We start from the raw sequence: 23,554 nt of genomic DNA, 5'->3' as shown, positions 1-23,554 counted from the left end.
CTGGAGGATCAAGACGGAAAATTCGCCATGAGCGCTCTTACCATCGGTGCCCTTTCGACGCAGGCCGGCGTGAAGATCCCGACCATCCGCTACTATGAGAGCATCGGATTGCTGCGGCCTCCGTCGCGGACCGACAGCAACCGCCGGACCTATGACGATGCCGCGGTTCGACGGCTGCGCTTCATCCGGCATGCCCGCGAACTGGGCTTCGAGGTCGACGCCATCCGCCAGTTGCTGACCCTGGCCGACCATCCGGAGCAGCCCTGCGAGGCGGCCGACGCGCTCGCCCGCGCGCATCTGGCCGACATCGAGTCGAAGATCCGGCGGCTGCAGGCGCTGCGGGCGGAAGTCCGGCAGATGGTGAACCAGTGCGCGCAGGGAGAGGTGCGCAGTTGCCATGTGATCGAGGTGCTCGCCGACCACGCCCATTGCCTGCACGAGCATCACTGACGGCGGTGTTCCGAAGGCGGCTGCCGGGGTGGGAGGGCCGCCTTGCCGGAACCGGGAGCCGGATGTTTCACAAGGCGACCCGGAGCCATCGTCGCAAGCTCTCGCCTTGGTAAGATCTCATCTTCGTGCGCGCTTGAAGGCCCGACATCGGTCTGCGACCTGGGCAGTCAAGCTGTTGGTCACGGAGCGAGAAACGCCTTCGTGGCCCGGCGTCAACCCCGCGGTGGTATCCGCCCCGGCGGATCTTCTGCCAGATCGCCCGATCCCCCCTCCGCCTGAAAGAAAACGGCCGCGGGTCGATTGGCCAGATCGATTTCCATGCACCAAGGTTGTAGGCATGGCGTCGCCTGTCCGTATCCCGGATAAAACCTTTGAGGTTCCTCTCGCCGATACTGGGGAAGCCGCGTCCTTTCGGGTGGCCTATAGGAGCAGACAGGACAAACAGCCATCACTCCGACGGCACTTTGAAAAGCAACCTATCTTTGTAGGAATTTTACCGCTCCTTCTAATAAAATTTCCGGTACTGGAGCTGTGATGGCAAACTTCACAGGTGGCGCGGGAGCCGATACGCTGATCGGCACGTCCGATCGCGACTACATCGCCGGGGGCGCCGGCAATGACCTCATCGATGTCGGGAACGGCAATGACTATGCGGTCGGCGGTGCCGGCTCGGACACATTCGTGTTCCGCTCCAACGAAGGCTGGGACGTCATTGCCGATTTCGCCGCCGGCGCCGGGGGCGATGTCCTGGACCTGCGCGCCATCGCCTCCTTCACCAGCTTCCAGTCCTTCCTCGCGGCGACCGCCCAGGAGGGAGCCGACACCGTCGTCACTCTCGGCCCGACCAGTGCCGTGAAGCTGGCCGGCGTGCAACGCAGCGCGTTGACCCAAGCCAACGTCCTTCTCACCGGCTCCGCCACGGGCGGCGGGACAGGAGGGCAAACAAGTGGCGGCACGGTGAGCATCGGGCCATCGGCGGTGACGCTCACGGAAGGCAGCGGCGGCGGCACCACCCCCTACCAGTTCACCGTCACCCGCAACGGCGATCTCTCGGCTGCCTCGACGGTGGCGTGGACGGTGGCCGGCAGCGGCACCGCCGCGGCCGACGCGGCGGACTTCGCCGGCAACGCCCTGCCGCAGGGCACGCTGACCTTTGCCGCCGGTCAGGCCACCGCCACCATCACCGTGCCCGTGCTCGCCGATGCACTCCAGGAAAGCGACGAACGCTTCACCGTGACGCTGTCCAACCCGAGCTCCGGCTGGACCGTGACGGCGGCAAGCGCCACCGGCGTGATCACCAACGATGACAGCATGAGCGGCGGTAACGGCGGCGGCACGGGCGGCGGCACGGGCGTCCCCCCGGCCGGGACGCCTGGCCAGTCGTTCACCGGCACCGACGCCCGCGACACCATCATCGGCACCGCGAACAACGACACGATCGATGCGCGCGGCGGCAACGACTACATGAACGGCGGCGCCGGGTCCGACACCTTCGTCTTCCGGGCCAATGAAGGCTGGGACTACATCGACGGCTTCGCTGCCGGCGCCGGGGGCGACGTCCTGGACCTGCGCGCCATCGCCTCCTTCACCAGCTTCCAGTCCTTCCTCGCGGCGACCGCCCAGGAAGGGGCCGACACCGTGGTCACCCTCGGCTCGTCCGGTGCCGTGAAGCTCGCCGGCGTGCAGCGCAGCGCATTGACCCAGGCCAATGTCCTTCTCACCGGCTCCGGCACGGGCGGTGGCACGGGCGGTGAGACAGGAGGACAAGCCGGTGGCGGCACGGTGAGCATCAGCCCGCCGACGGTGACGCTCGCGGAAGGCAGCGGCGGCGGCACCACCCCCTACCAGTTCACCGTCACCCGCAACGGCGATCTCTCGGCTGCCTCGACGGTGGCGTGGACGGTGGCCGGCAGCGGCACCGCCGCGGCCGACGCGGCGGACTTCGCCGGCAACGCCCTGCCGCAGGGCACGCTGACCTTTGCCGCCGGCCAGGCCACCGCCACCATCACCCTGCCCGTGCTGGCCGATGCGCTCCAGGAAAGCGACGAACGCTTCACGGTGACGCTGTCCAATCCGAGCTCCGGCTGGACCGTGACGGCGGCAAGCGCCACCGGCGTGATCACCAACGATGACAGCATGAGCGGCGGTAACGGCGGCACGGGCGGCGGCACGGGCGTCCCCCCGGCCGGGACGCCTGGCCAGTCGTTCACCGGCACCGACGCCCGCGACACCATCATCGGCACCGCGAACAACGACACGATCGATGCGCGCGGCGGCAACGACTACATGAACGGCGGCGCCGGGTCCGACACCTTCGTCTTCCGGGCCAATGAAGGCTGGGACTACATCGACGGCTTCGCTGCCGGCGCCGGGGGCGACGTCCTGGACCTGCGCGCCATCGCCTCCTTCACCAGCTTCCAGTCCTTCCTCGCGGCGACCGCCCAGGAAGGGGCCGACACCGTGGTCACCCTCGGCTCGTCCGGTGCCGTGAAGCTCGCCGGCGTGCAGCGCAGCGCATTGACCCAGGCCAACGTCCTTCTCACCGGCTCCGGCACGGGCGGTGAGACAGGGGGAGAGACCGGCGAAGGAACCACCCGGACCTACACCGGCACGCCCGGCAACGATACGATCCAGGCCGCAGCCGGCAGCAACACCATCTCCGGCCTCGACGGCGACGACATCCTCCGTGGCAACACCGGGTCCGACACGATCTTCGGCGGGGCCGGCAACGACACCCTTCATGGCGGCGAGGACACGGCCGCCGACACGCTGCTGGGCGGGACTGGGAACGACACGTACTATGTCAGCGGCCCCGGCGATGTGGTCGTGGAAAACGCCGACGAGGGCACGGATACGGTCATCGTCTCAGGGGGATGGAACGCCGGCACGACCTTGAACATCGAACGGATCGTGCTGAACGAGGCCGAGGCGGCGCAAAACGGCTCCCTGGCCGGCGGCATGCTCCCCATGGAGCTGGTCGGCAACTCGGGCAACAACGTCATCAGCGGCGGCTGGGGCAATGAAACCATCCGCGGCGGCGGCGGCAACGACACGCTGAGCGGCGGCCGGGGTTCCGATACCATTTACGGCGATGCCGGCAACGACGACATCACGCTGTCGAGCGACGGCACTGGCCTGGCCTTCGGCGGCGAGGGAGCGGATGTGTTCCGTGCCGCATGGGCAGGCAATCACCTGGGTGGCGTGTTCAGCGCGACCATCGGCGACTTCGTTCTCGGGCAGGACAGGCTCTCGATCCCCTGGACTTTCACCGGGATCGAGTCCGTCGACGGCAATGCCGTTCTGAGCTTCCTGGAGAACCCGAACGTTCCGGTCACGGGAACGGCGCGGTTGACCTTGAGCGGAGTGACGGCCGACGAGGTGACGGCCTGGGTCCGCCGGAACGGCAACGACTGGGCCGCCTTGACCGGCAACACCTCCGGCGGCCGCGTGATCTACGGCACCGACGGGGGCGAAACCCTCACCGGCGGGTCCGGCAACGATATCCTCGACGGCAAGGGCGGAGCGGACATCCTGTATGGCGGCGACGGCAACGATACCCTGTCCGCCGGAGCCGACGGCGCGGCCGACACGCTTTACGGCGGTGCCGGCGACGACACCTACGTCGTCAGCACCGGCGATCAGGTCATCGAAGAGCCGGATGGCGCCGGCGGCATGGACACCGTCATCGTCTCCGGCTCCTGGACCAACCCCTACGGCGTCGAGCGCGTGATCCTCAGCGAGGACGCCGCCGCGCAGAACGGTTCGATCACCGGCAACTACGCGAACGAAACGCTCATCGGCAATGCCGGAGACAACGTCATCGACGGCAGCCAGGGCGATGACGTCATCGACGGCAAGGCGGGCAATGACACGCTGTATGGCGGCACGGGCTATGGCGGATCGGGGGTCGACACCATCTCCGGCGGAGACGGCGACGACGAAATCCACCTCTCCCGCGGCCGCGCCTCCGGCGGCAGCGGCGCCGACGCCTTCGTGATCTCTGCCTCCGGCCAGCAGATGGGCAGCTTCGCGGTCACGATCACCGACTTCGAACTCGGTGTCGACCGGCTGACCGTATCGCGGCCCCTCAAAAGCGTCGCCGACCAGGGTGGCAGCACCGTCCTGACCTTCGGCTATGGCACCAGCATGGGGCTGGTGGGGGTCAGCAGCCTCACCCTTGAAGGCGTGTCGGCAGCGGCCGTGACGCAATGGGTGCGCGGCCACGGCAATGACTGGGCCGCCTTCACCGGCGACACCTCCGGCGGCCGGGTGGTCTTCGGCACCTCCGCCGATGAGACGCTGACGGGCGGGGCCGGCGACGACCTGCTGGACGGCGCCGAGGGCGCCGACCTGCTCGAAGGCGGGGCCGGCAACGACACCCTGTCCGCCGGCATCGACAACGCGGCCGACACGCTGTCCGGCGGCGCCGGGAGCGACACCTACTATGTCCGTGAAGGCGACCTGGTCGTCGAGGACGCCAGTTTGGGTGCCGACACCGACACGGTCGTCGTCTCCGGTTCCTGGGGCAACCCCTATGGCGTTGAGCAGGTCATCCTGAGCGAGGACAGCGCCTCTCTGAACGGCTCGATCACCGGCAACCAGTCGAGCGAGACCTTCACCGGCAATTCCGGCAACAACCGCCTCGACGGCGGCTGGGGAAACGACACGCTCTACGGCATGGGCGGCGACGACACCCTGATCGGCGGCTGGGGGGACGATTCGCTCAGTGGCGGACTCGGCAACGACCTGCTCTCGGCATCCTATGGCACGATGAACGGCGGCGCCGGGCACGACACCATTTCGGCCGTCTTCGAGGGCATGCATCAGGCACAGGGCTTCAACCTTGTCGTCGAGGACTTCGGTCTTGGTGAGGATACCCTGCGTGCTCCCGCCCATCTCGTCGCCATCAGCGAGGTGAACGGCAGCACCGTTTTGCAATACGCCGACGGGCCGCTCAATCTCATGCCCTCCCACGGCACCATCACGCTGCAGGGCGTGGGCCTGTCCCAGGTTGTCAACTGGGTGCAGGCAAACGGCAATGACTGGAAGGCTTTCAGCGGCGACACCCTCGCCTCCGGGCGTTATGGCACGCTGGGGTCCGATGTGCTTCAGGGAGATGCGGGCGACGACTTCCTCGTCGGGCTCGCCGGGTCCGACACGCTGGCGGGCGGTGACGGCAACGACACCTTGCTGGCGGATGACGCTTCCGACACCCTGTATGGCCAAGCCGGAAACGACTACCTCATCGGCGGAAACGGGAACGACAAGCTCTCGGGAGGGACCGGGAACGACACCATGTGGGGCGGGGGCGGTGCCGATGTCTTCGACATCACCGGCGGCACCAACAGCGTCGACTACATTTCCGACTTCCGCGCGTCCGAGGGGGACCGCATCTATACCGGCGGGGTTCCCCTCACCATCTACGACAATGGCGCCAACGCCTGCACCATCGAGACCGGGTATCGCGGGATGGTGTACAGCACCGTCCATGTGTCGGGCATCAGCGCAAGCGAGGTCGCCAGCCATCTGACCTACACCGGCTGGTAAGCACGGGGGCCTTCGCTCCCGAGACCGGGGGCGAAGGCTTCGCCAACCCCGCTCCCCATCGCCGCCGTCATCGCCGCCGTCATGTCCGGTGGCGGGACGGTCCCGATGGGATGAGCGCTGCAAACGGGGACGCCTCGGCGAGACGTCCCCGCGCCGGCAGGTCCAGTCAGGCCAGCGCCGCCCGCAGCGCGGCGACGAACAGCCGCACCTTCGGCGGCACCAGCCGCGCCGTCGGCGTGACCGCCCAGATGCCGAACGCCTCGCAGGCCGCATCCTCCAGGTCCAGCGGGACGAGGCCGCCGTCGGCGACCGCCGACGCGGAGTTCCAGTCGGCCATGCAGGCGATGCCGAGGCCGCCGACGCACGCCTCGAACAGGATCTCCATCGAATTGGCGCTGACCCGGCTGGCGACATGGTGGCGCGCCAGCCGGCCGCCGGTGCGGAAGTCCCAGAAGGGGTTGTCGGACAGCGTCAGGCAGTCGTGCGCCGCCAGGTCGGCCAGTCGCGTCGGCCGGCCGCGGGCGGCCAGATAGGCCGGGCTCGCATAGAGCCGGCGCGGGCTGTCGGCCAGCCGCCGCGCCACCAGGCTGTTGTCCAACGGCGTGCCGATGCGGATGGCGAGATCCACCCCGTCGGCCACCATGTCGATCCGGTGGTCCGACACCAGCAGATCCAGCTTCAACCCCGGATGGTCCGCCAGGAAGCGCGGCAGCATCGGCGCCACCACCTTGCGGGCGAAGGCTGCCGAGGTGGTCAGCCGCAGCAGGCCGGAGGCGCCGAGCCCATCCGGCCGGACGGCGGCGCGGGCGCCGGCCTCCCCCTCCAGCAGGGCGCGCGCATGGGGCAGGAACGCCTCGCCGGCGGTGGTCGGAGACAGCGAGCGCGTGGTGCGGTGGACCAGCCGCACGCCCAGTTCCTCCTCCAGCGCCGCCAGCCGGCGCGACGCCGCCATCGGCGCGATGCCGAGCCGCCGGGCCGCCGCCGCAAGGCTGCCGGCCGTCACCGCCTCCACCAGCACCTCGACGTCCCCCAGGTCGATCATATCGCTTACCGATAGGCTGCCTTATCGAAATCCCAGACTACCGTGAAAAACTGATCCAATCCAGATTGATGCCAACGCAACGGGGCCAAGCTGGCCCGGCCCTCCGGTCCGCCCCTCCGGCCTGAGGCGCACCCCACCATCCTGAACGGGAGTTCCGTCATGGCGCATCCATCCCATTCCCCGGCCACCTCCCCGGCCCCCTCCCCTGGCCCCTCCCCTGGCGCGGACACCCCGGCCCATGGCGGCCAGGGCCTCGGCCGCGGGCTGACCTTCGCGCTCGCCGCGGCGGCCGGGGTGGCGGTCGCCAACATCTACTACAACCAGCCGATGCTGGGGCTGATCGAACACGATCTCGGCGGCGGCAGCGCGCTGAGCCTGGTCCCGACGGCGACCCAGCTCGGCTACGCCGCCGGCCTGTTCCTGCTGGTGCCGCTGGCCGACATGGTGGAACGCCGGGCGCTGATCGTCGCCACCTTCCTGGCGCTGGCGCTGGCCCTGGCGGGTGCCGCGGTGGCGCCGGGCGCCGGCGTGCTGCTCGGCGCCTCGCTGCTGGTCGGCGTCTTCAGCACGGTGGCGCAGCAGGTGGTGCCCTTCGCCGCGCATCTCGCGCAACCGCACCGGCGCGGCGCCGTGGTCGGCACCGTGATGTCGGGCCTGCTCGCCGGCATCCTGCTCAGCCGCACCGTCGCCGGACTGGTCGGCAGCCATGGCGGCTGGCGCGTGATGTTCTGGCTGGCCGTGCCGGTCGCGGTCGGCATGGCCGGCTGGATGGCGCTGCGGCTGCCCAGGAGCCCGGCCGACGGCAGCCTGCGCTACGGCCACGCCCTGCGCTCGCTGGTCCATCTGTGGCGGGAGTTCCCGGCGCTGCGGCTGGCCTCGCTGACCCAGGCCCTGCTGTTCGCCGCCTTCAGCGCCTTCTGGACCATCCTGGCGCTGCGGCTGCAGCAGCCGGACATGGGGATGGGCGCCGACGTCGCCGGCCTGTTCGGCGTGCTGGGGCTGGTCGGCATCCTCGCCGCCCCGCTGGCCGGCCGGATCGCCGACAGCCGCGGCCCCGGCATGGTGGTGGTGGCCGGCGCCGCGATGACGCTGGCGGCCTGGCTGGTCTTCGGGCTGTGGCAGGGCGTGGCCGGCATGGTCGTCGGGGTGGTGGTGCTGGACTTCGCCGTGCAGTCGGCGCTGGTTTCGAACCAGCACATCGTCTACGCCCTGCGGCCGCAGGCCCGGGCCCGGCTGAACACGCTGTTCATGGGCACCATGTTCCTGGGCGGCGCGGCCGGCTCCGCCGCCGCGATGGAGGTGTGGACGGTCGGCGGCTGGAACGCGGTCAGCCTGCTCGCCGGCGGCCTGTCGGCGCTGGCGGTGCTGGCGCAGGTGCTGGCCTCCTCCCGCCGGCCGCTGGCCGAGGGCCGGCGGCAGGGCGCCTGACGCCGGCCGGGACGGCCGGTCGCATCATGCGCAGAACCGGCAAAAGCGGTTCGTAAGAAGCAATCCCCCCTCGGGTCACTTCCGTACCATCGGCGCATCACGATCCAACCCGCGGCGCCGGACGCCATGAGGCGCACCGGCCGGCCGCAGGATCACGACACGGGAACCAGACCGATGCTCCAGGGCAACCATGTGACCACGAGGGACGGTGTCCAGATCTATGTGAAGCAGTGGGGTCCGGAGTCCGGCCAGCCGGTCGTCTTCAGCCATGGCTGGCCGCTCAACGGCGATGCCTTCGAGGACCAGATGATGTTTCTGGCCCATCACGGCTACCGGGCGATCGCCCATGACCGCCGCGGCCATGGCCGCTCGTCGCAGCCGGGCTTCGGCAACGACATGGACCATTACGCCGACGACCTCGCGGCGGTCACCGAGGCGCTGGACCTCAGGAACGCCGTCCATGTCGGCCATTCCACCGGCGGCGGCGAGGTCGCCCGCTACATCGGCCGCCACGGCGTGTCGCGCGTCGCCAAGGCGGTGCTGATCGCCGCCGTCACGCCGATCATGGCCCGGACCCCCTGGAACCCGGAGGGCCTGTCGCCGGACGTGTTCGACGGGCTGCGCGCCGGCGTGAAGACCGACCGCGGCCAGCTCTACAAGGACTTCACCACCGTCTTCTACGGCTACCACCGCCCCGGCGCCAAGCCGTCGCAGGGCGCGATCGACGGGTTCTGGATGCAGGGCATCATGGGGAGCCTGCTGGCGCAGTACGAGGGCGTCAAGGCCTTCTCCGAGACCGACTTCCGCGACGACCTGAGGAAGATGATCGTGCCGACGCTGGTGCTGCACGGCGACGACGACGAGATCGTGCCGCTGGCCACCACCAGCCGGGCTGCGGTCAAGCTGCTGCCGCAGGGCACGCTGAAGATCATCCCCGGCGCCCCGCACGGCCTGTGCACCACGCACAAGGACATCGTGAACGAGGAACTGCTCGCCTTCATCCGCGGCTGAGCGTACAGGCGTTATTGTTCTTCTGAAAATGACAATCATGTTCCGATAGGCGTGATTGTCGCGAAACACCAACCGTGACACCTTCCTGTCAGACGGTGCCGGCGACCACGCAGGCATGAGACAGGACACAGCCCTTCACCAACCGGAGGACCGGCACAGCGCTTCCCGCGCCGGCCGCTCCCCCGTCCCCAGGCCCACATCCGATGGGTCCACCCTTAATCGCAGGAAACGAACATGACCTTCCCGGCCAAGTCGCTCATCAACCCGGACGACACCGTTTTCCTCTTCGTCGACCACCAGCCGCAGATGTCCTTCGGCGTGGTCAACATCGACCGCCAGCAGTTGAAGAACAACACGGTGGCGCTGGCCAAGACCGCCCGCCTGTTCAACATCCCGACCATCCTGACCGCGGTCGAGACCGAGAGCTTCTCGGGCTACATCTGGCCGGAGCTGATGGACGTCCTGAAGCAGGACCCGATCGAGCGCACCTCGATGAACAGCTGGGATTCGGAAGACCTGGTGGCCGCGGTGAAGGCGACCGGCAAGAAGAAGCTGGTCATCGCCGCGCTGTGGACCGAAGCCTGCCTGCTGTACCCGACGCTGTGCGCCATCGAAGAGGGCTTCGAGGTCTACATCGTCACCGACGCCTCGGGCGGCACCTCGCAGGAGGCCCACGACGCCGCGGTCCGCCGCATGGAGCAGGCCGGCGCCCATTCCATCACCTCGATCAACGTCCTGCTGGAGCTGCAGCGCGACTGGGCCAAGCGCAAGACCTACGACGGCGTCATGAACATCGTGCGCGAGCATTTCGGCGCCTACGGCATGGGCGTGGACTACGCCTACACCGTCGTTCACAAGGCGCCGCAGCGCGCCGAGTACCCGCACAAGGTGGTCGGCGCCGCGGCGCACGAGCACGCCTGACGGGCACGCCCGACAGGCCCCGCCGCCTCCCCCGGCCCTCCGCGCCTTGGCGCGGGGGGCCGGCGGGAGGGCGGCCCGCTTCCCGCCACCCCAAGCCCGGAGGCCGTTCCCGTGACGCCCTATCTTCTTTCGCTCGGCGCAGGTATCCTGGTCGGCGTCATCTATGCGCTGATCGGCGTGCGCTCGCCGGCCCCGCCGACCATCGCGCTGATCGGGCTGCTCGGCATGCTGGTCGGCGAACAGGTCGTGCCGGTCGTCAAGAGGATGGTCGCCGGCAAGCCGGTCGTGGCATTCATCCAGGACGATTGCGCCCGCCATGTCCTCGGCCCGCAGGCAGGCGCCCGGCCGGCCCGGACCGCCGCCGAGGCAACCGAGAACACCGTCATGAAGGAGCGTGCCTGATGCCTCCGGTCACCCGCCGCAAGGCGATGGCGGGCACCGCCGCCGCCTCGATGCTCGCCGCACCGTTGCTGTCCACCTTCGCGTCCAGAACCGGAAACGCCGCCATGCCCGATGCTGCCGCCAACGGCGACCTGATCCTCGTCAACGCCAAGATCACCACGCTGGACCGCGCCAAGCCGCTGGCCGACGCCGTCGCCATCCGCGACGGCCGCTTCCTCGCCGTCGGCACCGAGGCGGAGGTGCGGGCCGCCGCCGGGCCGCAGGCACGGGTGATCGACGCCAAGGGGCGCCGCGTCATCCCCGGCCTGATCGACAGCCACATGCACATCATCCGCGGCGGCCTGAACTACAACATGGAGCTGCGCTGGGACGGCGTGCCGAGCCTGGCCGACGCCATGGCGATGCTGAAGCAGCAGGCCGCCATCACGCCGGCGCCGCAGTGGGTGCGGGTGGTCGGCGGCTTCACCGAGCACCAGTTCGCCGAAAAGCGCCTGCCGACCATCGAGGAGCTGAACGCCGCCGCCCCCGACACGCCGGTCTTCATCCTCCACCTCTACGACCGCGCGCTGCTGAACGCCGCGGCGCTGCGCGCCGTCGGCTACACCAAGGACACGCCGAACCCGCCGGGCGGCGAGATCGTGCACGACGCCGCCGGCAACCCGACCGGGCTGCTGCTGGCGCAGCCCAACGCGACGATCCTCTACTCGACGCTGGCCAAGGGTCCGAAGCTGCCGCCCGAATACCAGATCAACTCCACCCGCCACTTCATGCGCGAGATGAACCGGCTGGGCGTGACCGGGGTGATCGACGCCGGCGGCGGCTACCAGAACTATCCCGACGACTACGCGATCATCGAGAAGCTGCATGCCGACGGCGAGCTGACGCTGCGCATCAGCTACAACCTGTTCACCCAGAAGCCGAAGGAGGAGCTGGCCGACTTCTCCGGCTGGGTCGGCACGGTGAAGCCGGGCCAGGGCGACGACAGCTACCGCCACAACGGCGCCGGCGAGATGCTGGTCTATTCGGCCGCCGACTTCGAGGATTTCCGCGTCGCCCGCCCCGACATGCCGGCGAGCATGGAAGGCGACCTGGAGCCGGTCATCCGCCTGCTGGCCGAGAACCGCTGGCCCTGGCGGCTGCACGCCACCTATGACGAGACGATCAGCCGCGCACTCGACGTCTTCGAGAAGGTCAACCGCGACATCCCCTTCGACGGCCTGCACTGGTTCTTCGACCATGCCGAGACCATCACCGACCGCAACATCGACCGCATCGCCGCTCTCGGCGGCGGCATCGCGGTGCAGCACCGCATGGCCTACCAGGGCGAATATTTCGTCGAGCGCTACGGCGCCAAGGCGGCCGAGCGGACGCCGCCGATCGCCAGGATGATGGCGGCCGGCCTGCCGGTGGGCGGCGGCACCGACGCGACGCGCGTCGCCAGCTACAACCCCTGGGTCTCGCTGTCCTGGCTGGTCACCGGCCGGACGGTGGGCGGCATGCGGCTCTACCCGCAGGCCAACCTGCTGGACCGCGAGACGGCGCTGCGCCTGTGGACCGAGGCCAACACCTGGTTCTCCAACGAGCAGGGCAAGAAGGGCCGCATCGAGGCCGGCCAGCTCGCCGACCTCGCGGTGCTGTCGGAGGATTACTTCTCGGTGCCGGAGGACCGCATCCCCCATCTGGGCTCGGTGCTGACGATGCTGGGCGGCAAGATCGTCCACGGCGAGGGCGACTACCGCCCGCTGGCGCCGGAGCTGCCGAAGCCGATGCCCGACTGGTCGCCGGTCCGCAGCTTCGGCGGCTATTACAAGACCGCCGACCGCCAGGGCGGCGACCAGCGCAAGGCGCTGGCCTCGGCCTGCGGCTGCGCCTCGGGCTGCGGCGTCCACGGCCACGACCATGCCGCCGCCTACGCCGCCGACGTGCCGGCCGCCGACGTGCAGTCCTTCTGGGGCTCGCTCGGCTGCGGCTGCTGGGCGGTCTGAGGGGAGGGCCGGCGATGACGGTACGCGAGCAGAACCATGCGATCGGCAATCCGGTGGAGCGCATCGTCGGCCGTGTTCTCGACTGGGACGGCACCTGGCTGCTGGCGCGGCTGGCGCTGGTCGGCGCCTACCTTCTGGGCGGGGTGGTGAAGCTGACCGACTGGCCGGGCGCGGTGGCGGAACAGGTCCATTTCGGGATGAGCCCGCCCGCCCTGTGGGCGGCGCTGACCATCCTGGTGGAGCTGGCCGGGCCGGTGCTGATCCTGCTGGACCGGGCGCTCTGGCTGGGTGCCGGCGCGCTCGGCGTCTTCACCGTGCTGGCCGCCCTGGTCGCCAACGACTTCTGGTCGATGGCGGCGGGGCAGGAGCGCTTCATGGCCACCAACGCCTTCTTCGAGCATCTCGGGCTGGCCGGCGGCTTCGCGCTCGCCGCCATGCTGTCGCGCCTGCGGCGGCAGGTCCGGCAGGCGGCCGGGGCTTGAGCGGGAGAACCACCATGGCCGCCCCTTCCCCTTCGCCCTCCTCCCCCTTGCCGTGGCTGCTGATGCTGCTGTCGGTGACCACCGGGCTGGTCGACGCCACCAGCGTACTCGGCCTCGACAAGGTGTTCACCGCCAACATGACCGGCAACATCGTCTTCCTCGGCTTCGCCGCCGCCGGCACGCCGGGCTTCGACGTCGCCCCCTACCTGGTGGCGATCGTCGCCTTCCTGACCGGCGCGCTGGTCGGGGGGCGGACCGGGCAGGCCCATGCCGGACGGCCGATGCGGCACTGGCTGCTGGTCGCGGCCTGCATCGAGGCGGGATTGCTGTGGGCAGCCGCCGGGCTCGCCTGGCTGCGGGAAGGCGGGGCCGCCGGCCATGCCGCCTTCTACGGCATCATCCTGCTGACGGCGCTGGCGATGGGTTTCCGCAACGCCACCATCCGCCAGCTCAAGGTCCCCGACCTGACCACCACGGTGCTGACCCTCACCCTGACCGGCCTGGCGGCCGATTCCCGGCTGGCCGGCGGCGCCAACCCGAACTGGGGCCGCCGGATCGGCAGCGTCGCCGCCATCTTCGCCGGGGCGGCGATCGGTGCCACACTGGTGTTGAACGGCGGGCTCGCAGCGCCGCTGCTGCTGGCCGGCGCCCTCGGGCTTGTCGGCACCGCCGCCTGCGCGCTGCATCCGGAGTCCGCCAATCCGGCAAGGGCCTGACCGCAGCCCCGCAGCCCCGCAGCCGACGCCTGACGCCCGACGCCAGCCACTTGCCCATCGGATCCCGCCCATGTCACCCTCCGGTCAATTCGAACTCATCCTCGGCCTGATGGCGGCGGTCATCGCGCTGGAACTGGCGGCCCAGCGCCTGCGCCTGCCACCGTCGGCGGTGCTGGTGGCGGGCGGCATCGTCCTGGCGCTGGTCCCCGGCCTGCCGGAGATCACGCCCGACCCCGACCTCACGCTGCTGCTCTTCCTGCCGCCGCTCCTGTTCGCCAGCGCCTATTTCACGGTGTGGAGCGATTTCCGCGCCAACCTGCGCATCATCCTGCAGCTCGCGGTCGGGGCCGTCGCCTTCACCACGCTGGCCGTCGGCGTCGCCGCCCACATGGTGATGCCGTCGTTGCCCTGGGCCGCCTGCTTCGCGCTGGGCGCCATCCTGTCGCCTCCCGACGCGGTGGCCGCCAAGGCGGTGCTGAAGGGGCTGCCGCTGCCGCCGCGGATCGTCACGCTGCTGGAGGGCGAGAGCCTGGTGAACGACGCCACCGGCCTGGTGCTGGTGCGCATCGCCGTCGCCGCCGGGATGACCGGCGCCTTCGACGCCGGCGAGGCGGCGATCGATTTCGTGTGGCTGGCGGGCGGCGGCGTGCTGGCCGGGGTGGCATTCGGCTACGGCGCCGCCCTGGTGCTCGGCCGGCTGCGCGACGTGCCGCTCAGCATCGTCGCCGGCTTCCTCGCCGCCTGGGGGTCCTATCTGGGCGGCGAGGCGCTGGAGGTGTCGGGCGTGCTGGCCACCGTCGGCTGCGGGCTGGTGATGGGGCAGCGCCAGCACGACCTGTTCAGCGCCCTGGTGCGCACCCACGCCAGCGCCGTGTGGAACGTCGTCGTCTTCGTGCTGGAATCGCTGGTCTTCATCATCATCGGGCTGTCGCTGCGCGGGGTGCTCGGCCGGCTGGCCGAGGCGGGCACCGACCTGTCGGACCTGCTGCCGGTCGTCGCCTTCGTCGCCGTCGCCATGGTGCTGTCCCGCTTCGCCTGGATCTTCACGTCGACCTACGTACCGCGCTTCCTGTCCCCCGGCCTGCGGCGGCGCGACCCCTATCCCTCGGTCGCGGTGCCGGTGATCATGAGCTGGGCCGGCATGCGCGGCGTGGTCAGCCTGGCGGTCGCGCTGTCGATCCCCGATGGCTTTCCCGGCCGCGACGTCATCCTGGCGACCACCTGGGGCGGAATCCTGATCTCCATCCTGCTGCAGGGGACCACGCTGGCACCGCTGATCCGGATGATGAAGCTCGGCGGCTTCACCCTGGAGCGGCGGGCGACGCTGTCGGAATCGGAAGCGCGGATCCGCATGTCGCAGGCCGCCCTGGAGGCGGTGCGCAGCCGCTCCTCCGGCACCGACGGGGCGGAGCGCCACCCGCGGCTGGTCGAGCAGTACGGGCACCGGGCGCGGATGGCGGTGCGCTTCCACGAGAGCCAGGGCATGCTGCTGTCCGACCGGCAGGAGCATTTCGCCGCCGTGCTGGCGGCCAACCGCGCCGCCCGCAACGAAATCCTGAGCCTGCACCGTAGCGGCCGCATCCACGACACCGTGCTGCACCGGCTGGAGGCGGAGCTGGACCTGGAGGAGCTGAGCGCCGAGCAGGCGCTGGCGGAGGGCGAGGCCGTGGGCTGACGCACCGGCGGGCGGGGGCCGACGGCTTCGCCCCCGGGCCCGACATCCGCCCGCTGATCGTCGTCCATGCCGAGGGTGGGCTCAACCAAGAGTAGCTACGCGCCCTCCCCGGCGGCGTCGTCGGTGCAAAGCCGCCCGCCGGATCGCCGTTCGCCGTCGCGGCGGTGCACCCTCCCAGGCCGCTGCCCGCTGCCGCCGTCCGGACGCGAGAAAGCACGGCGGGATGCCGATCACCACTTGCAACAAACTCGCACCTATGGTTGTATTCCCATGCATGGCGAGCGGGCTTGCAGGGATGATCGACACCGAAGCGACCCTAATCGAACGCCACAACGTGACCTTGACCGGGACGGGGGACGAGGCGCTGGTCCTCATCTCCGGCTTCGGCACCGACCAGTCCGCCTGGAGGCACGTCGTCGAGGCCTTCCGGGACCGCTACCGCATCGTGCTGTTCGATCTTCCCGGCATCGGTCCGGGCAGCCAGTCCCATTACGATCATGCCCGCTATCACAGCCTGGACGCCTACGCCCACAGCGTCGCCGGCCTGCTGCGGGCGCTGCGGCTCGGGCCGTGCATCTGCGTCGGCCATTCGGTGGCGGGAATGGTGGCGGCGCTCGCCTCGATCAGGACCCCGGAGATGATCACCAGGCTGGTCCTGCTGGGATCGTCCGCCTGCTACCGCAACACGGGTGATTATCACGGCGGCTTCGATGCCGTGGACATCGACCGGCTGATCGACGAGGCCACCGCCGACTACATCGCCTGGACCGGGCGCTACGGCCAGATGGTGGTGTCGGCGCCCGCGAACGATCCGTCCGTCAGGGAGTTCGTCGCCAGCCTGCGGGCGATGCGCCCGGACATGGCGCTGTCCATCCTGCTGAACGTGCTGAACATCGACGTCCGCCCGCGGCTGGCGGAGGTTTCCGTTCCGGCGGTGATCCTCCAGACCGCCCACGACCCCGCCGTCCCGCAGGCGGCAGCCGACCATCTGCGCGACCACCTGAAGGGCAGCGTCCTAGACATGCTGGACGCCGCCGGCCACCTGCCGCACCTGACCGCGCCGGATCTGGTCGTCGGGGCGTTGCGCCGTCATCTCCGCTGAGCCCCGCGCCGGGCGATTGCCGGCGACGAGATCCCGACCATGAGGTGCCTGGACATTGCCCGCTTGGCTGCCGACCTGTTACTGTCGGTGACGACAAGGAGCACAGGGATGGACCTGCCACAGGAAATCGAACGGATGGCGGCCCGCCGCGCTGCCGAAGGCGGCTACCGGGACGCGGCCGACTATGTGGCGCATCTGGTCGCCGCCGATATCCGCGATGCCTCCGACGGTGCCCTTGAGGGGGCTCTTCTGGAGGGGCTCGACGGCGACGGCGAGGAGTGGAGCCTGGACGCGATGCGAGCCGGGTGCAATGCCTCCCTCAAGGCCGCCAAGGGCACCTGACGGCCTTGCGCGTCATCCAGAGTCCCCGTGCCAAGAGGGACGTGATTGACCACTACACACGCATCGGCCTGCGGAACGAGGACGCCGCCGAACGCTTCCTCGTGGCGGTGGACCGGACCGTCCGCCGGATCGCCGAGCGCCCCGACATAGGATCGACCCGGTTGTGGCGGAATCCCGTTCTGCGGGGCGTGCGGGCATGGCCCGTGATCGGCTTCGAGCGCTACATCGTCTACTATCGTCGCCAAACGCCCGACAGCCTGCGGATCCTCCGCCTGTTGCACGGCGCGGTCCTGCCCGAAGGCGCGCTACGAACGCCGGACTGATGCCGGCCGCCAAGAACCATGGGATGGTGGCGGCCTTCCCCGCCCGCCCGTTCGGGATCGCCGTCCGGCGATGCGGACACCGGGGCGCTCCGTGCCTGCCGTTGAACGTTGCAACGGAACCGCCTCAGCCGTCGATGGGTGCCAGCAGGACGTCGAGATCGTCGGCGGTCGAGGCGGCCCGCCTCCTTCTCCGCCAGCAGATGGGCCGGCGCCTGCAGGGTCTTGCCCAGCCCCATGTCGTCGGCGAGGATGCCGCCGAAGCCGTGGGCGGCCAGGAACTGCAGCCAGGCGAGGCCGGCCTCCTCCAGCCGCACGAGCGCGCGCCTCTCCTCCGCCGGCTGCCGCCCGGCGGTGACCAGCACGCCGTCCTCCATCCATTGCAGCGGCGGCCCGCCCGTTTTCCAGTGCAGGCGGGTGCCGGCATAGTCGAAGGACAGGTCGGCCACGGGGATCCTGGGCACCCCCGCCAGCGCATAGGCGTTCTGGTGCAGGAAGGACAGGCCGGCCGGGCCATCCCCAGCCACAGCACCGGCCGGACACGGCGCAAGGCGGCGCCGTTCCTGACGCGCCGGCAGCACGGGCAACCGGTCGCCGAGGCGCGCCGCCTCGGCGCGGAACGCCGCCACCTCGCCCGGCGCCAGCGGCGGCGCGGTCAGCAGCACCACGGCGACGTGCGGGGACACCGACTCCGCCTCGACCGGGCCGCAGAGGCCCGCCGCCGGATCGACATAGAGCAGCGGCACGGTCGGCAGCACGACGGCCGTCGCGCTGCCGTCCCGGTCGTGATCGCGAAGCGCTGGTGTCCGGTGCGGTCGGTTTCCCAACGTGGAGTCCCGGCCAGCCCCGGCCCCGGACGCAAGGGCCGGCCCTCGCGGAAGTCACGCCAATAACGCCGGCCGGTGGGGAGCATGCGCCCGATCAGCCAGGGGGCGGCATCGGCCGGCAGCAGGAATCCCAGCGAACTGGACTGCGCATTGCGCGACAGGGCATCCAGCAGCGCATGGTCGGCCGGAACGACGAACTTCGACGCGTTCAGGCCGCCGAACTGGTGGGGGCCGTAGGACTTCTCGTCATTGCCGAATGCACCGTCCTTGCGCAGGGTGACCGAAACCACGCGGAGCAGCAGCGCCCGCTGGCCGGCCGGTGTGTCATCCAGGTCCAGGACATAGAGCAGCCGCTTGCGGACGGTGTCGGGATGCTGGTCCGCCGCCTCGCGCAGCGCCGCCGCGTTCAGCCGCGACAGCAGGTCCCGGACCGGAACCGACAGGGCCGGCTCCGGCGAGGATGGCTCCTTCCGCACCGATGCCAGCCTCGCCGGCACGGATGGGCTCCGGACAGGCGGGGCCGGGGATGGCCGGCCGGCCAGTTGCCGGGACAGCCGCTCCGCCCAGTCCAGCAGCGCCGCGGCGACATGCTTGCAATTGTAGCCGATAGGGCAGTCGCAGTTGCCGTCGAGTTCCACGACCTTGCCGTCGGCGACCGTGACCATGATGTCCTGGTCGTAGGGCACCCGGCCCGAGCCCCTGACCGAGGACGCCAGCGTCCAGCGGTCCGCCCGCTCGTGCTTGACCTCCAGGCCGCGGACCCGGCCCTCCTGCCAGTACCTCCGGCCGCGCTCGAAGGTACCGGCATCGAAAAAGCGGCGGAGGTCGGACTGGGAGAACAAACGGCCTGTCCTCTGATGGCCGGCCGGACCCTGGCAGGCCGGCGGCGGTTGCGCGGCGAGGCGCATTATCGGCGCAAGCCCGGAGCGGCACAAGGCACGGCTTGGCGCGGCGGTCGAGGGTGGGCCCGCCGACGATGCGCCGGAAAGGCGACGAAGACCTCCGGATGCGCTGGAAAGGTTGTGTTCCCTCCCCCGATCGGATTAGCTGGCAGCCGGGGAAGCCGGGAGCCGGCGCCGGACGGGCCGGCAGGGAACGGGCCGGCAGGGGAGTGGGAGGGAGTCCGCCGTCATGCTCAACTATCTCGCAACGCCGCTGCTGGCCGCGACGCGCGGCGCGTTCCAGGAACCGCCGGCCGACGTCCGCGCCATGCTCTGCGACCAACTGCGCTTCGCGCTGGAAAACTACTACGTCCACCTGCCGCAGAAGCGCGCCGGCTTCGCCATCGACCCGGTGCAGGCGCTGACCTTGCTGCGGAATTCGGACGGGACCAACTTCTCACGCCGGCTGCTGTCGATCGTCGCGTCGCTGCGCGACCGCCACACCACCCTGCAACTGGCGCCGCCCTGGACCGACATGGTGGCCTACGTGCCGTTCCTGCTGGAGCAGTATCACGAGAACGGCGTCCCCCACTACATCGTCACCAAGCGCTTCTTCGGCTTCGAGGAGATCCCGCTCGGCGTCGAGGTCACCCACTGGAACGGCGTCCCCATCGGCCTGTATCTGGAAAACCTGGCCGAGGAGACGCAGGGGGCCCACTGGTCGGCGCAGATGCGCCTTGCCCTGTCCAACCTGACCGTCCGGCCGCTCGCCTACATGCTGCGGCCGAGCGAGGACTGGGTGACGCTGACCTACCTGGACGGCAGGGGCGGCTTCTCGGCGGCCTCGACGCCTTGGCGATGCTGCGCGATGCCGGCCCAGCCGCCGAGCAGCCCGATGATGGGCGCGGCGGCCATGCCGGCGTCGGCGATGGCCCAGGGTCTGGACCGGAAGCTGCTGGCCACCGGCACCTTCCTGCGCGACGCCGCAAGCGGCGGTAGGGGCGGCACGGGCGGCGGTGCCGGCGGCGCCTTGACGCCGTCGCAGTCGGGCTTCGTCACGCAGGGGCCGTTCCGCTACGGCCGCGTCCCGACGCCGGCCGGCGACGCCGCCTATCTGCGCATCTTCACCTTCGAGACGGACAACGCCGCGCAGTTCGCCGCGGCGATCGCCGGCATCCTGGCCACGCTGCCGCAGGACCGCCTGCTCATCGACATCCGCGCCAATCCGGGCGGCAACATCCTCGCCGGCCAGAAGCTGGTGGCCCTGCTGGCCGGGGGGCGGAGTCCGGCCATGGCGCCGATCGACTTCCGCAACACGCCGCAGACGCAGGCGCTGACCACGGTGGCGTCCCTGGCGCCCTGGCACGCGTCGATCCGGATGCAGACCTCGACCGGGCTCGGCTACTCGCAGGCCTTTTCCATCACCTCCCTGGACGACCTGCCGGCCTACCGCTATCCGGGCAGCATGGCGCTGATCATCGACGCGCTGTCCTACAGCACCAGCGACTTCTTCGCCGCCGACTTCACCGACAACGGCCTGGGCATCGTGATCGGCACCGACCCGCTGACCGGTGCCGGCGGCGCCAACGTGTGGAGCTGGGACGTCCTGTCGACCCTGTCGGGGCTCGTGGGCATTCCGATCGGCCCGCTGCCGCCGGGCTACGGCCTCAACCTCTCGCTGCGCCGGGCGTTGCGCACCGGAGTCAGCGCCGGCATCCCGATCGAGGATGTCGGGGTGCCTGCCTCCATCGTCCACCAGCTCACCAAGGCCGACATCCTGGATGAGAACCGCGACCTGCTCGCCTTCGCAGGCGCGGTTCTGGCAGAATGCCCGCGAAGGTTTCAGGCGTGAGGACCGAAACCTGTAGGAGCGGCGCCCCAGCCGGTCGGTACAGGCGGGCAGCGCCGCGTGGAAACGCCAACCGGCAACGCCGTCGGTGGGTGCCGTCGCTGGGCGCCATCGGCCCGCACCATCGGGCGGCGCCATGGCGTGAAACCGCCGCAGAAAGGGACGTGATGCCAGCAACTCCGCCGGAAACGCCGCTCGAACAGGCGGCACGCCATGTCAGCGAAGCCGAGAAGCGGGTCGAGCGGCAGAGCGCCATCCTCGACGGTCTCGTCAAGGCCGGCCACGCGGAGGCGGCGGACAAGGCCAGGCACGTGCTGCGGACGCTTCAAACCTCGCTCGACCTGGCACGCGAGCACCTGGAACTGGAACGCACGATGTCCCGCTGAGCAGCGCCGCGGGCGGAGGCAGGGGCGGCCGGCGGCGTTTCAGCGGGACCGCGCCGTCCGCGTGGAAGCGCGGGCGCTGAAGCGGTCCTGCATCCAGCGCGCGACGTCATCGGAAAACTCCTGCGGAGCCTTCCGCCCGAACGTGCCGGCGACGCTGGCCAGCGTCTCCTGCGCCAGGACGGCCCGCATCGCCTTCTCCGCGCGCATCATGGTCGCATGCACGGCACAGACGCCGGACGTCGCCCAGGACGGCGGCCGCTCCCCGAACACCGCGCAGCGGCCGCGGATTTCCTGGCAGTCGAACAGCGGCTTGTCGCCCTCGATCGCGTCCACGACGTCCAGGAAGGTGATGTCCTCCGGCGCCCTGGCGAGGCGGTAGCCGCCGCGCACGCCCTCGCTGGCCGCGACGATGCCCGCCTTCTCAAGCTTGGGGAAGATCTTGGCGAGGAAGGACGGCGAGATGCCCTGCAACTCGGCCAGGTCGCGGCTGCTCAGGGGCTTGTCGTCCGCCGAGATCAGCCAAAGAAGGCAATGGATGCCGTACTCGACGCTGACGGTGAGGTGTGCCATGGCCGTCCCCGGTGAGATGCGAAGGAACAGGGACCTTAGGCATCCGTGTTTGAGCATGCAAGCCGCGACCACGGACTCTCCCGGCGCGCCGCAGCTTGGCGTCACCTGCGGTCCGGGGTGGTCAGGTCGACATCCGCGGTGTCGACGACGAAGACGGCGAGGAGCTTGGCCGGCCGGGTGTCGCTGGCGTTGGCGCTGACGCCGTGATGGTCGCCCGGCAATTCGGTGAAGTTCTCGCCCGCCTTGTAGGTCTTGGCCGGCTCGCCGTTGATCTGGCTGCGGATGGCTCCTTCCAGCACGGTGGCGTAGATGAGCGCCGACTTCGCATGGGTGTGGGCGGGCGAGTAGCCGCCCGGGCCGTATTCGACCAGCACGCCCTTGACGCTCTTGCCGGGGACATCCGGCAGCACGTGCTCGTAGACCTGCGTCACCTTGGCGTTACGGGATGGCGGGCTGTCGGCCAGGGCGACGGCGGCAGGCAGGAGAAGCGCTGGAAGGGCGGCGGAAAGCAGGGTGCGGAAAGGGTGTTTCATCGGTCTGTTCCTTGCCGGAGGGCCATCGGCTGGCCGTCGGGTGAGAGTGGGTTACGAGGGCGGGTTGCGTGGGCGGGTTGCGTGGGCTTGAGGTGGAGGATCAGGCCTTGGCCGGGGAATGGCGGAGCCAGTCGTCCAGGCCGGTATGGCCGAGGCGGGCCTCGCCGGTCGGGACCAGCGACTGCTCCCCGACGTGGCCGCCGAAGTAGCGGGCGGCGGGATCGGCGACCGCCTGGCGGCCGTCGCCGACCGCCGCCAGATAGCGGCCAATGATCGCCGCGAAGGGGGCACGCTCCGGGCCGGCGATGTCGATGACGCCGTTGTGCGGTGCGCCCAGCGCCGTCTCGGCCAGGATGGCGGCCACGTCATCGGCGGCGATCGGCTGGAAGAGCCCGTCGGCCAGGCGCACCGTGTCGCCGTCGGCATGGGTGGCAGCGATGGTGCCGAGGAATTCAAGGAACTGGGTGGCGCGGACGATGGTGTAGGGGATGCCGGACCGGGCGATCAGCGTCTCCTGCTCCACCTTGGCCCGGAAGTAGCCATTGTCGGGCATCCGGTCGGTGTTGACGATGGAGAGGACGACATGGTGCCGGATGCCGGCCTGCGTTCCGGCCGCGACCAGATGGCGGCCGGAGGTCCGGAAGAAGTCCGACACCACCGCCCCGTCGAAGGATGGGGGGTTGGACACGTCGACGACGACGTCGGCGCCGGCCAGCGCCGCGGCCAGCCCCTCGCCGGTGATGCTGTTGACGCCCGTGCTGGGCGAGGCGGCCACGGCCTGGTGTCCGCCGGCAGTCAGGATGGCGACAAGCTTGGAACCGATCAGGCCCGTTCCACCGATAACGACGATCTTCATGGATCTCTCCCGTCCGCAGGCACCGGGTGCCAGGTTTGAAAAGCAGGGATTGCAAAAAGCCGCAGGGAGCGTGCGAGCCGGATGTCCGGTCCGGTTCCCGGCGGACATCCGGCCGGAAGCGCACCCGCCGGGCATCGCGTCCGGCGGCGCCATCACCGGTCCGGCAGGCCGCTTTCCGGGAACCGTTTCCAGCGGCGCCCCCTTAACGAAGACAATAATAGTCCGCGTT

The 23,554-nt window shown here is 70.2% G+C and carries 21 protein-coding genes; 15 read left to right on the top strand and 6 right to left on the bottom strand.

From position 1 onward, the window contains the following. Nucleotides 1–27 precede the first annotated feature (27 nt). Together J2850_RS22670 and J2850_RS22665 are read left to right on the top strand one after the other, a co-directional pair. Nucleotides 28–450 (top strand): MerR family transcriptional regulator, encoded by a 423-nt coding sequence (locus J2850_RS22670; RefSeq protein ID WP_209986701.1) that lies wholly within the window; start codon nt 28–30, stop codon nt 448–450. 534 nt (nt 451–984) lie between these two features. Further along, nucleotides 985–5,997 carry a beta strand repeat-containing protein gene (locus J2850_RS22665; protein ID WP_209986698.1) on the top strand — a complete coding sequence of 1,671 codons (5,013 nt, stop codon included), beginning with the start codon at nt 985–987 and terminating at the stop codon, nt 5,995–5,997. A gap of 166 nt (nt 5,998–6,163) precedes the next feature. On the opposite strand, the gene J2850_RS22660 is transcribed toward J2850_RS22665, so the two are convergent. After that, nucleotides 6,164–7,039, bottom strand: a complete 876-nt coding sequence (locus J2850_RS22660; RefSeq protein ID WP_209986695.1) for a LysR family transcriptional regulator — start codon at nt 7,037–7,039, stop codon at nt 6,164–6,166. Between the two features lie 159 nt (nt 7,040–7,198). Between J2850_RS22660 and J2850_RS22655 the strand changes: the two genes are divergently transcribed. The 11 genes from J2850_RS22655 (at nt 7,199) to J2850_RS32375 (ending at nt 17,426) form a co-directional block, all read left to right on the top strand. Further along, complete coding sequence (locus J2850_RS22655; RefSeq protein ID WP_209986692.1) at nt 7,199–8,467, top strand: MFS transporter; 1,269 nt, start codon at nt 7,199–7,201, stop codon at nt 8,465–8,467. Nucleotides 8,468–8,641: 174 nt separating this feature from the next. Then, entirely contained in the window at nt 8,642–9,478 is an 837-nt protein-coding gene (locus J2850_RS22650) for an alpha/beta fold hydrolase (protein WP_246513377.1), read from the top strand. Between the two features lie 234 nt (nt 9,479–9,712). Continuing rightward, nucleotides 9,713–10,399: a hydrolase gene (locus tag J2850_RS22645; protein ID WP_209986687.1), complete on the top strand. Its 687-nt coding sequence runs from the start codon at nt 9,713–9,715 to the stop codon at nt 10,397–10,399. Between the two features lie 111 nt (nt 10,400–10,510). Continuing rightward, nucleotides 10,511–10,801, top strand: coding sequence for a XapX domain-containing protein (locus J2850_RS22640; protein ID WP_209986684.1), 291 nt, complete (start codon nt 10,511–10,513; stop codon nt 10,799–10,801). Beyond that, complete coding sequence (locus J2850_RS22635; protein ID WP_246513375.1) at nt 10,801–12,786, top strand: amidohydrolase; 1,986 nt, start codon at nt 10,801–10,803, stop codon at nt 12,784–12,786. Before J2850_RS22640 ends, J2850_RS22635 begins: the two co-directional genes overlap by 1 nt. Before the next feature lie 14 nt (nt 12,787–12,800). After that, a complete protein-coding gene (locus J2850_RS22630; protein ID WP_209986682.1) occupies nt 12,801–13,268 on the top strand; it encodes a DoxX family protein in 468 nt (155 codons plus the stop codon). Nucleotides 13,269–13,282: 14 nt separating this feature from the next. Further along, nucleotides 13,283–13,984 carry a YoaK family protein gene (locus tag J2850_RS22625; protein WP_209986679.1) on the top strand — a complete coding sequence of 234 codons (702 nt, stop codon included), beginning with the start codon at nt 13,283–13,285 and terminating at the stop codon, nt 13,982–13,984. A 70-nt stretch (nt 13,985–14,054) separates the two neighbouring features. Then, entirely contained in the window at nt 14,055–15,659 is a 1,605-nt protein-coding gene (locus J2850_RS22620) for a Na+/H+ antiporter (RefSeq protein ID WP_209986677.1), read from the top strand. A 295-nt stretch (nt 15,660–15,954) separates the two neighbouring features. Further along, nucleotides 15,955–16,761: an alpha/beta fold hydrolase gene (locus tag J2850_RS22615; protein WP_209986674.1), complete on the top strand. Its 807-nt coding sequence runs from the start codon at nt 15,955–15,957 to the stop codon at nt 16,759–16,761. Between the two features lie 108 nt (nt 16,762–16,869). Next, the gene (locus J2850_RS22610; protein WP_209986672.1) at nt 16,870–17,103 is read left to right on the top strand and encodes a hypothetical protein; all 234 of its coding nucleotides are present in this window, start codon (nt 16,870–16,872) and stop codon (nt 17,101–17,103) included. After that, the gene (locus J2850_RS32375) at nt 17,040–17,426 is read left to right on the top strand and encodes a type II toxin-antitoxin system RelE/ParE family toxin (protein ID WP_425514134.1); all 387 of its coding nucleotides are present in this window, start codon (nt 17,040–17,042) and stop codon (nt 17,424–17,426) included. Before J2850_RS22610 ends, J2850_RS32375 begins: the two co-directional genes overlap by 64 nt. On the opposite strand, the gene J2850_RS31860 is transcribed toward J2850_RS32375, so the two are convergent. Together J2850_RS31860 and J2850_RS22595 are read right to left on the bottom strand one after the other, a co-directional pair. Further along, nucleotides 17,336–18,181: an SNF2-related protein gene (locus J2850_RS31860; RefSeq protein ID WP_307354473.1), complete on the bottom strand. Its 846-nt coding sequence runs from the start codon at nt 18,179–18,181 to the stop codon at nt 17,336–17,338. The genes J2850_RS32375 and J2850_RS31860 overlap by 91 nt on opposite strands. Further along, the gene (locus tag J2850_RS22595; RefSeq protein WP_209986668.1) at nt 18,079–19,092 is read right to left on the bottom strand and encodes an SWIM zinc finger family protein; all 1,014 of its coding nucleotides are present in this window, start codon (nt 19,090–19,092) and stop codon (nt 18,079–18,081) included. The genes J2850_RS31860 and J2850_RS22595 overlap by 103 nt, the downstream gene beginning before the upstream one ends. 289 nt (nt 19,093–19,381) lie before the next feature. On the opposite strand from J2850_RS22595, the gene J2850_RS22590 reads away from it, so the two are divergent. Together J2850_RS22590 and J2850_RS22585 are read left to right on the top strand one after the other, a co-directional pair. Beyond that, nucleotides 19,382–20,983, top strand: a complete 1,602-nt coding sequence (locus J2850_RS22590) for a S41 family peptidase (RefSeq protein ID WP_209986666.1) — start codon at nt 19,382–19,384, stop codon at nt 20,981–20,983. Nucleotides 20,984–21,147: 164 nt separating this feature from the next. After that, nucleotides 21,148–21,366: a hypothetical protein gene (locus J2850_RS22585; protein ID WP_209986664.1), complete on the top strand. Its 219-nt coding sequence runs from the start codon at nt 21,148–21,150 to the stop codon at nt 21,364–21,366. 39 nt (nt 21,367–21,405) lie between these two features. On the opposite strand, the gene J2850_RS22580 is transcribed toward J2850_RS22585, so the two are convergent. From J2850_RS22580 to J2850_RS22570, 3 genes are all read right to left on the bottom strand, one after another. Beyond that, a complete protein-coding gene (locus tag J2850_RS22580) occupies nt 21,406–21,936 on the bottom strand; it encodes an RrF2 family transcriptional regulator (RefSeq protein WP_209986662.1) in 531 nt (176 codons plus the stop codon). Nucleotides 21,937–22,037: 101 nt separating this feature from the next. After that, entirely contained in the window at nt 22,038–22,469 is a 432-nt protein-coding gene (locus J2850_RS22575; protein WP_209986660.1) for a cupin domain-containing protein, read from the bottom strand. Between the two features lie 100 nt (nt 22,470–22,569). Further along, complete coding sequence (locus J2850_RS22570) at nt 22,570–23,325, bottom strand: SDR family oxidoreductase (protein WP_209986658.1); 756 nt, start codon at nt 23,323–23,325, stop codon at nt 22,570–22,572. Nucleotides 23,326–23,554: the final 229 nt, after the last annotated feature.

It is taken from the genome of Azospirillum picis, assembly GCF_017876115.1.
Lineage (GTDB): Bacteria > Pseudomonadota > Alphaproteobacteria > Azospirillales > Azospirillaceae > Azospirillum > Azospirillum picis.
This window is presented reverse-complemented; position numbering and strand designations above follow the sequence as displayed.

What these genes read in the sequence shown, in the direction of transcription:
- J2850_RS22670 (WP_209986701.1), top strand. Translation starts at nt 28, where the DNA reads ATGAGCGCTCTTACCATCGGTGCCCTTTCGACGCAGGCCGGCGTGAAG.
- J2850_RS22665 (WP_209986698.1), top strand. Translation starts at nt 985, where the DNA reads ATGGCAAACTTCACAGGTGGCGCGGGAGCCGATACGCTGATCGGCACG.
- J2850_RS22660 (WP_209986695.1), bottom strand. Translation starts at nt 7,039, where the DNA reads ATGATCGACCTGGGGGACGTCGAGGTGCTGGTGGAGGCGGTGACGGCC.
- J2850_RS22655 (WP_209986692.1), top strand. Translation starts at nt 7,199, where the DNA reads ATGGCGCATCCATCCCATTCCCCGGCCACCTCCCCGGCCCCCTCCCCT.
- J2850_RS22650 (WP_246513377.1), top strand. Translation starts at nt 8,642, where the DNA reads ATGCTCCAGGGCAACCATGTGACCACGAGGGACGGTGTCCAGATCTAT.
- J2850_RS22645 (WP_209986687.1), top strand. Translation starts at nt 9,713, where the DNA reads ATGACCTTCCCGGCCAAGTCGCTCATCAACCCGGACGACACCGTTTTC.
- J2850_RS22635 (WP_246513375.1), top strand. Translation starts at nt 10,801, where the DNA reads ATGCCTCCGGTCACCCGCCGCAAGGCGATGGCGGGCACCGCCGCCGCC.
- J2850_RS22630 (WP_209986682.1), top strand. Translation starts at nt 12,801, where the DNA reads ATGACGGTACGCGAGCAGAACCATGCGATCGGCAATCCGGTGGAGCGC.
- J2850_RS22625 (WP_209986679.1), top strand. Translation starts at nt 13,283, where the DNA reads ATGGCCGCCCCTTCCCCTTCGCCCTCCTCCCCCTTGCCGTGGCTGCTG.
- J2850_RS22620 (WP_209986677.1), top strand. Translation starts at nt 14,055, where the DNA reads ATGTCACCCTCCGGTCAATTCGAACTCATCCTCGGCCTGATGGCGGCG.
- J2850_RS22615 (WP_209986674.1), top strand. Translation starts at nt 15,955, where the DNA reads ATGATCGACACCGAAGCGACCCTAATCGAACGCCACAACGTGACCTTG.
- J2850_RS22610 (WP_209986672.1), top strand. Translation starts at nt 16,870, where the DNA reads ATGGACCTGCCACAGGAAATCGAACGGATGGCGGCCCGCCGCGCTGCC.
- J2850_RS22590 (WP_209986666.1), top strand. Translation starts at nt 19,382, where the DNA reads ATGCTCAACTATCTCGCAACGCCGCTGCTGGCCGCGACGCGCGGCGCG.
- J2850_RS22585 (WP_209986664.1), top strand. Translation starts at nt 21,148, where the DNA reads ATGCCAGCAACTCCGCCGGAAACGCCGCTCGAACAGGCGGCACGCCAT.
- J2850_RS22580 (WP_209986662.1), bottom strand. Translation starts at nt 21,936, where the DNA reads ATGGCACACCTCACCGTCAGCGTCGAGTACGGCATCCATTGCCTTCTT.
- J2850_RS22575 (WP_209986660.1), bottom strand. Translation starts at nt 22,469, where the DNA reads ATGAAACACCCTTTCCGCACCCTGCTTTCCGCCGCCCTTCCAGCGCTT.
- J2850_RS22570 (WP_209986658.1), bottom strand. Translation starts at nt 23,325, where the DNA reads ATGAAGATCGTCGTTATCGGTGGAACGGGCCTGATCGGTTCCAAGCTT.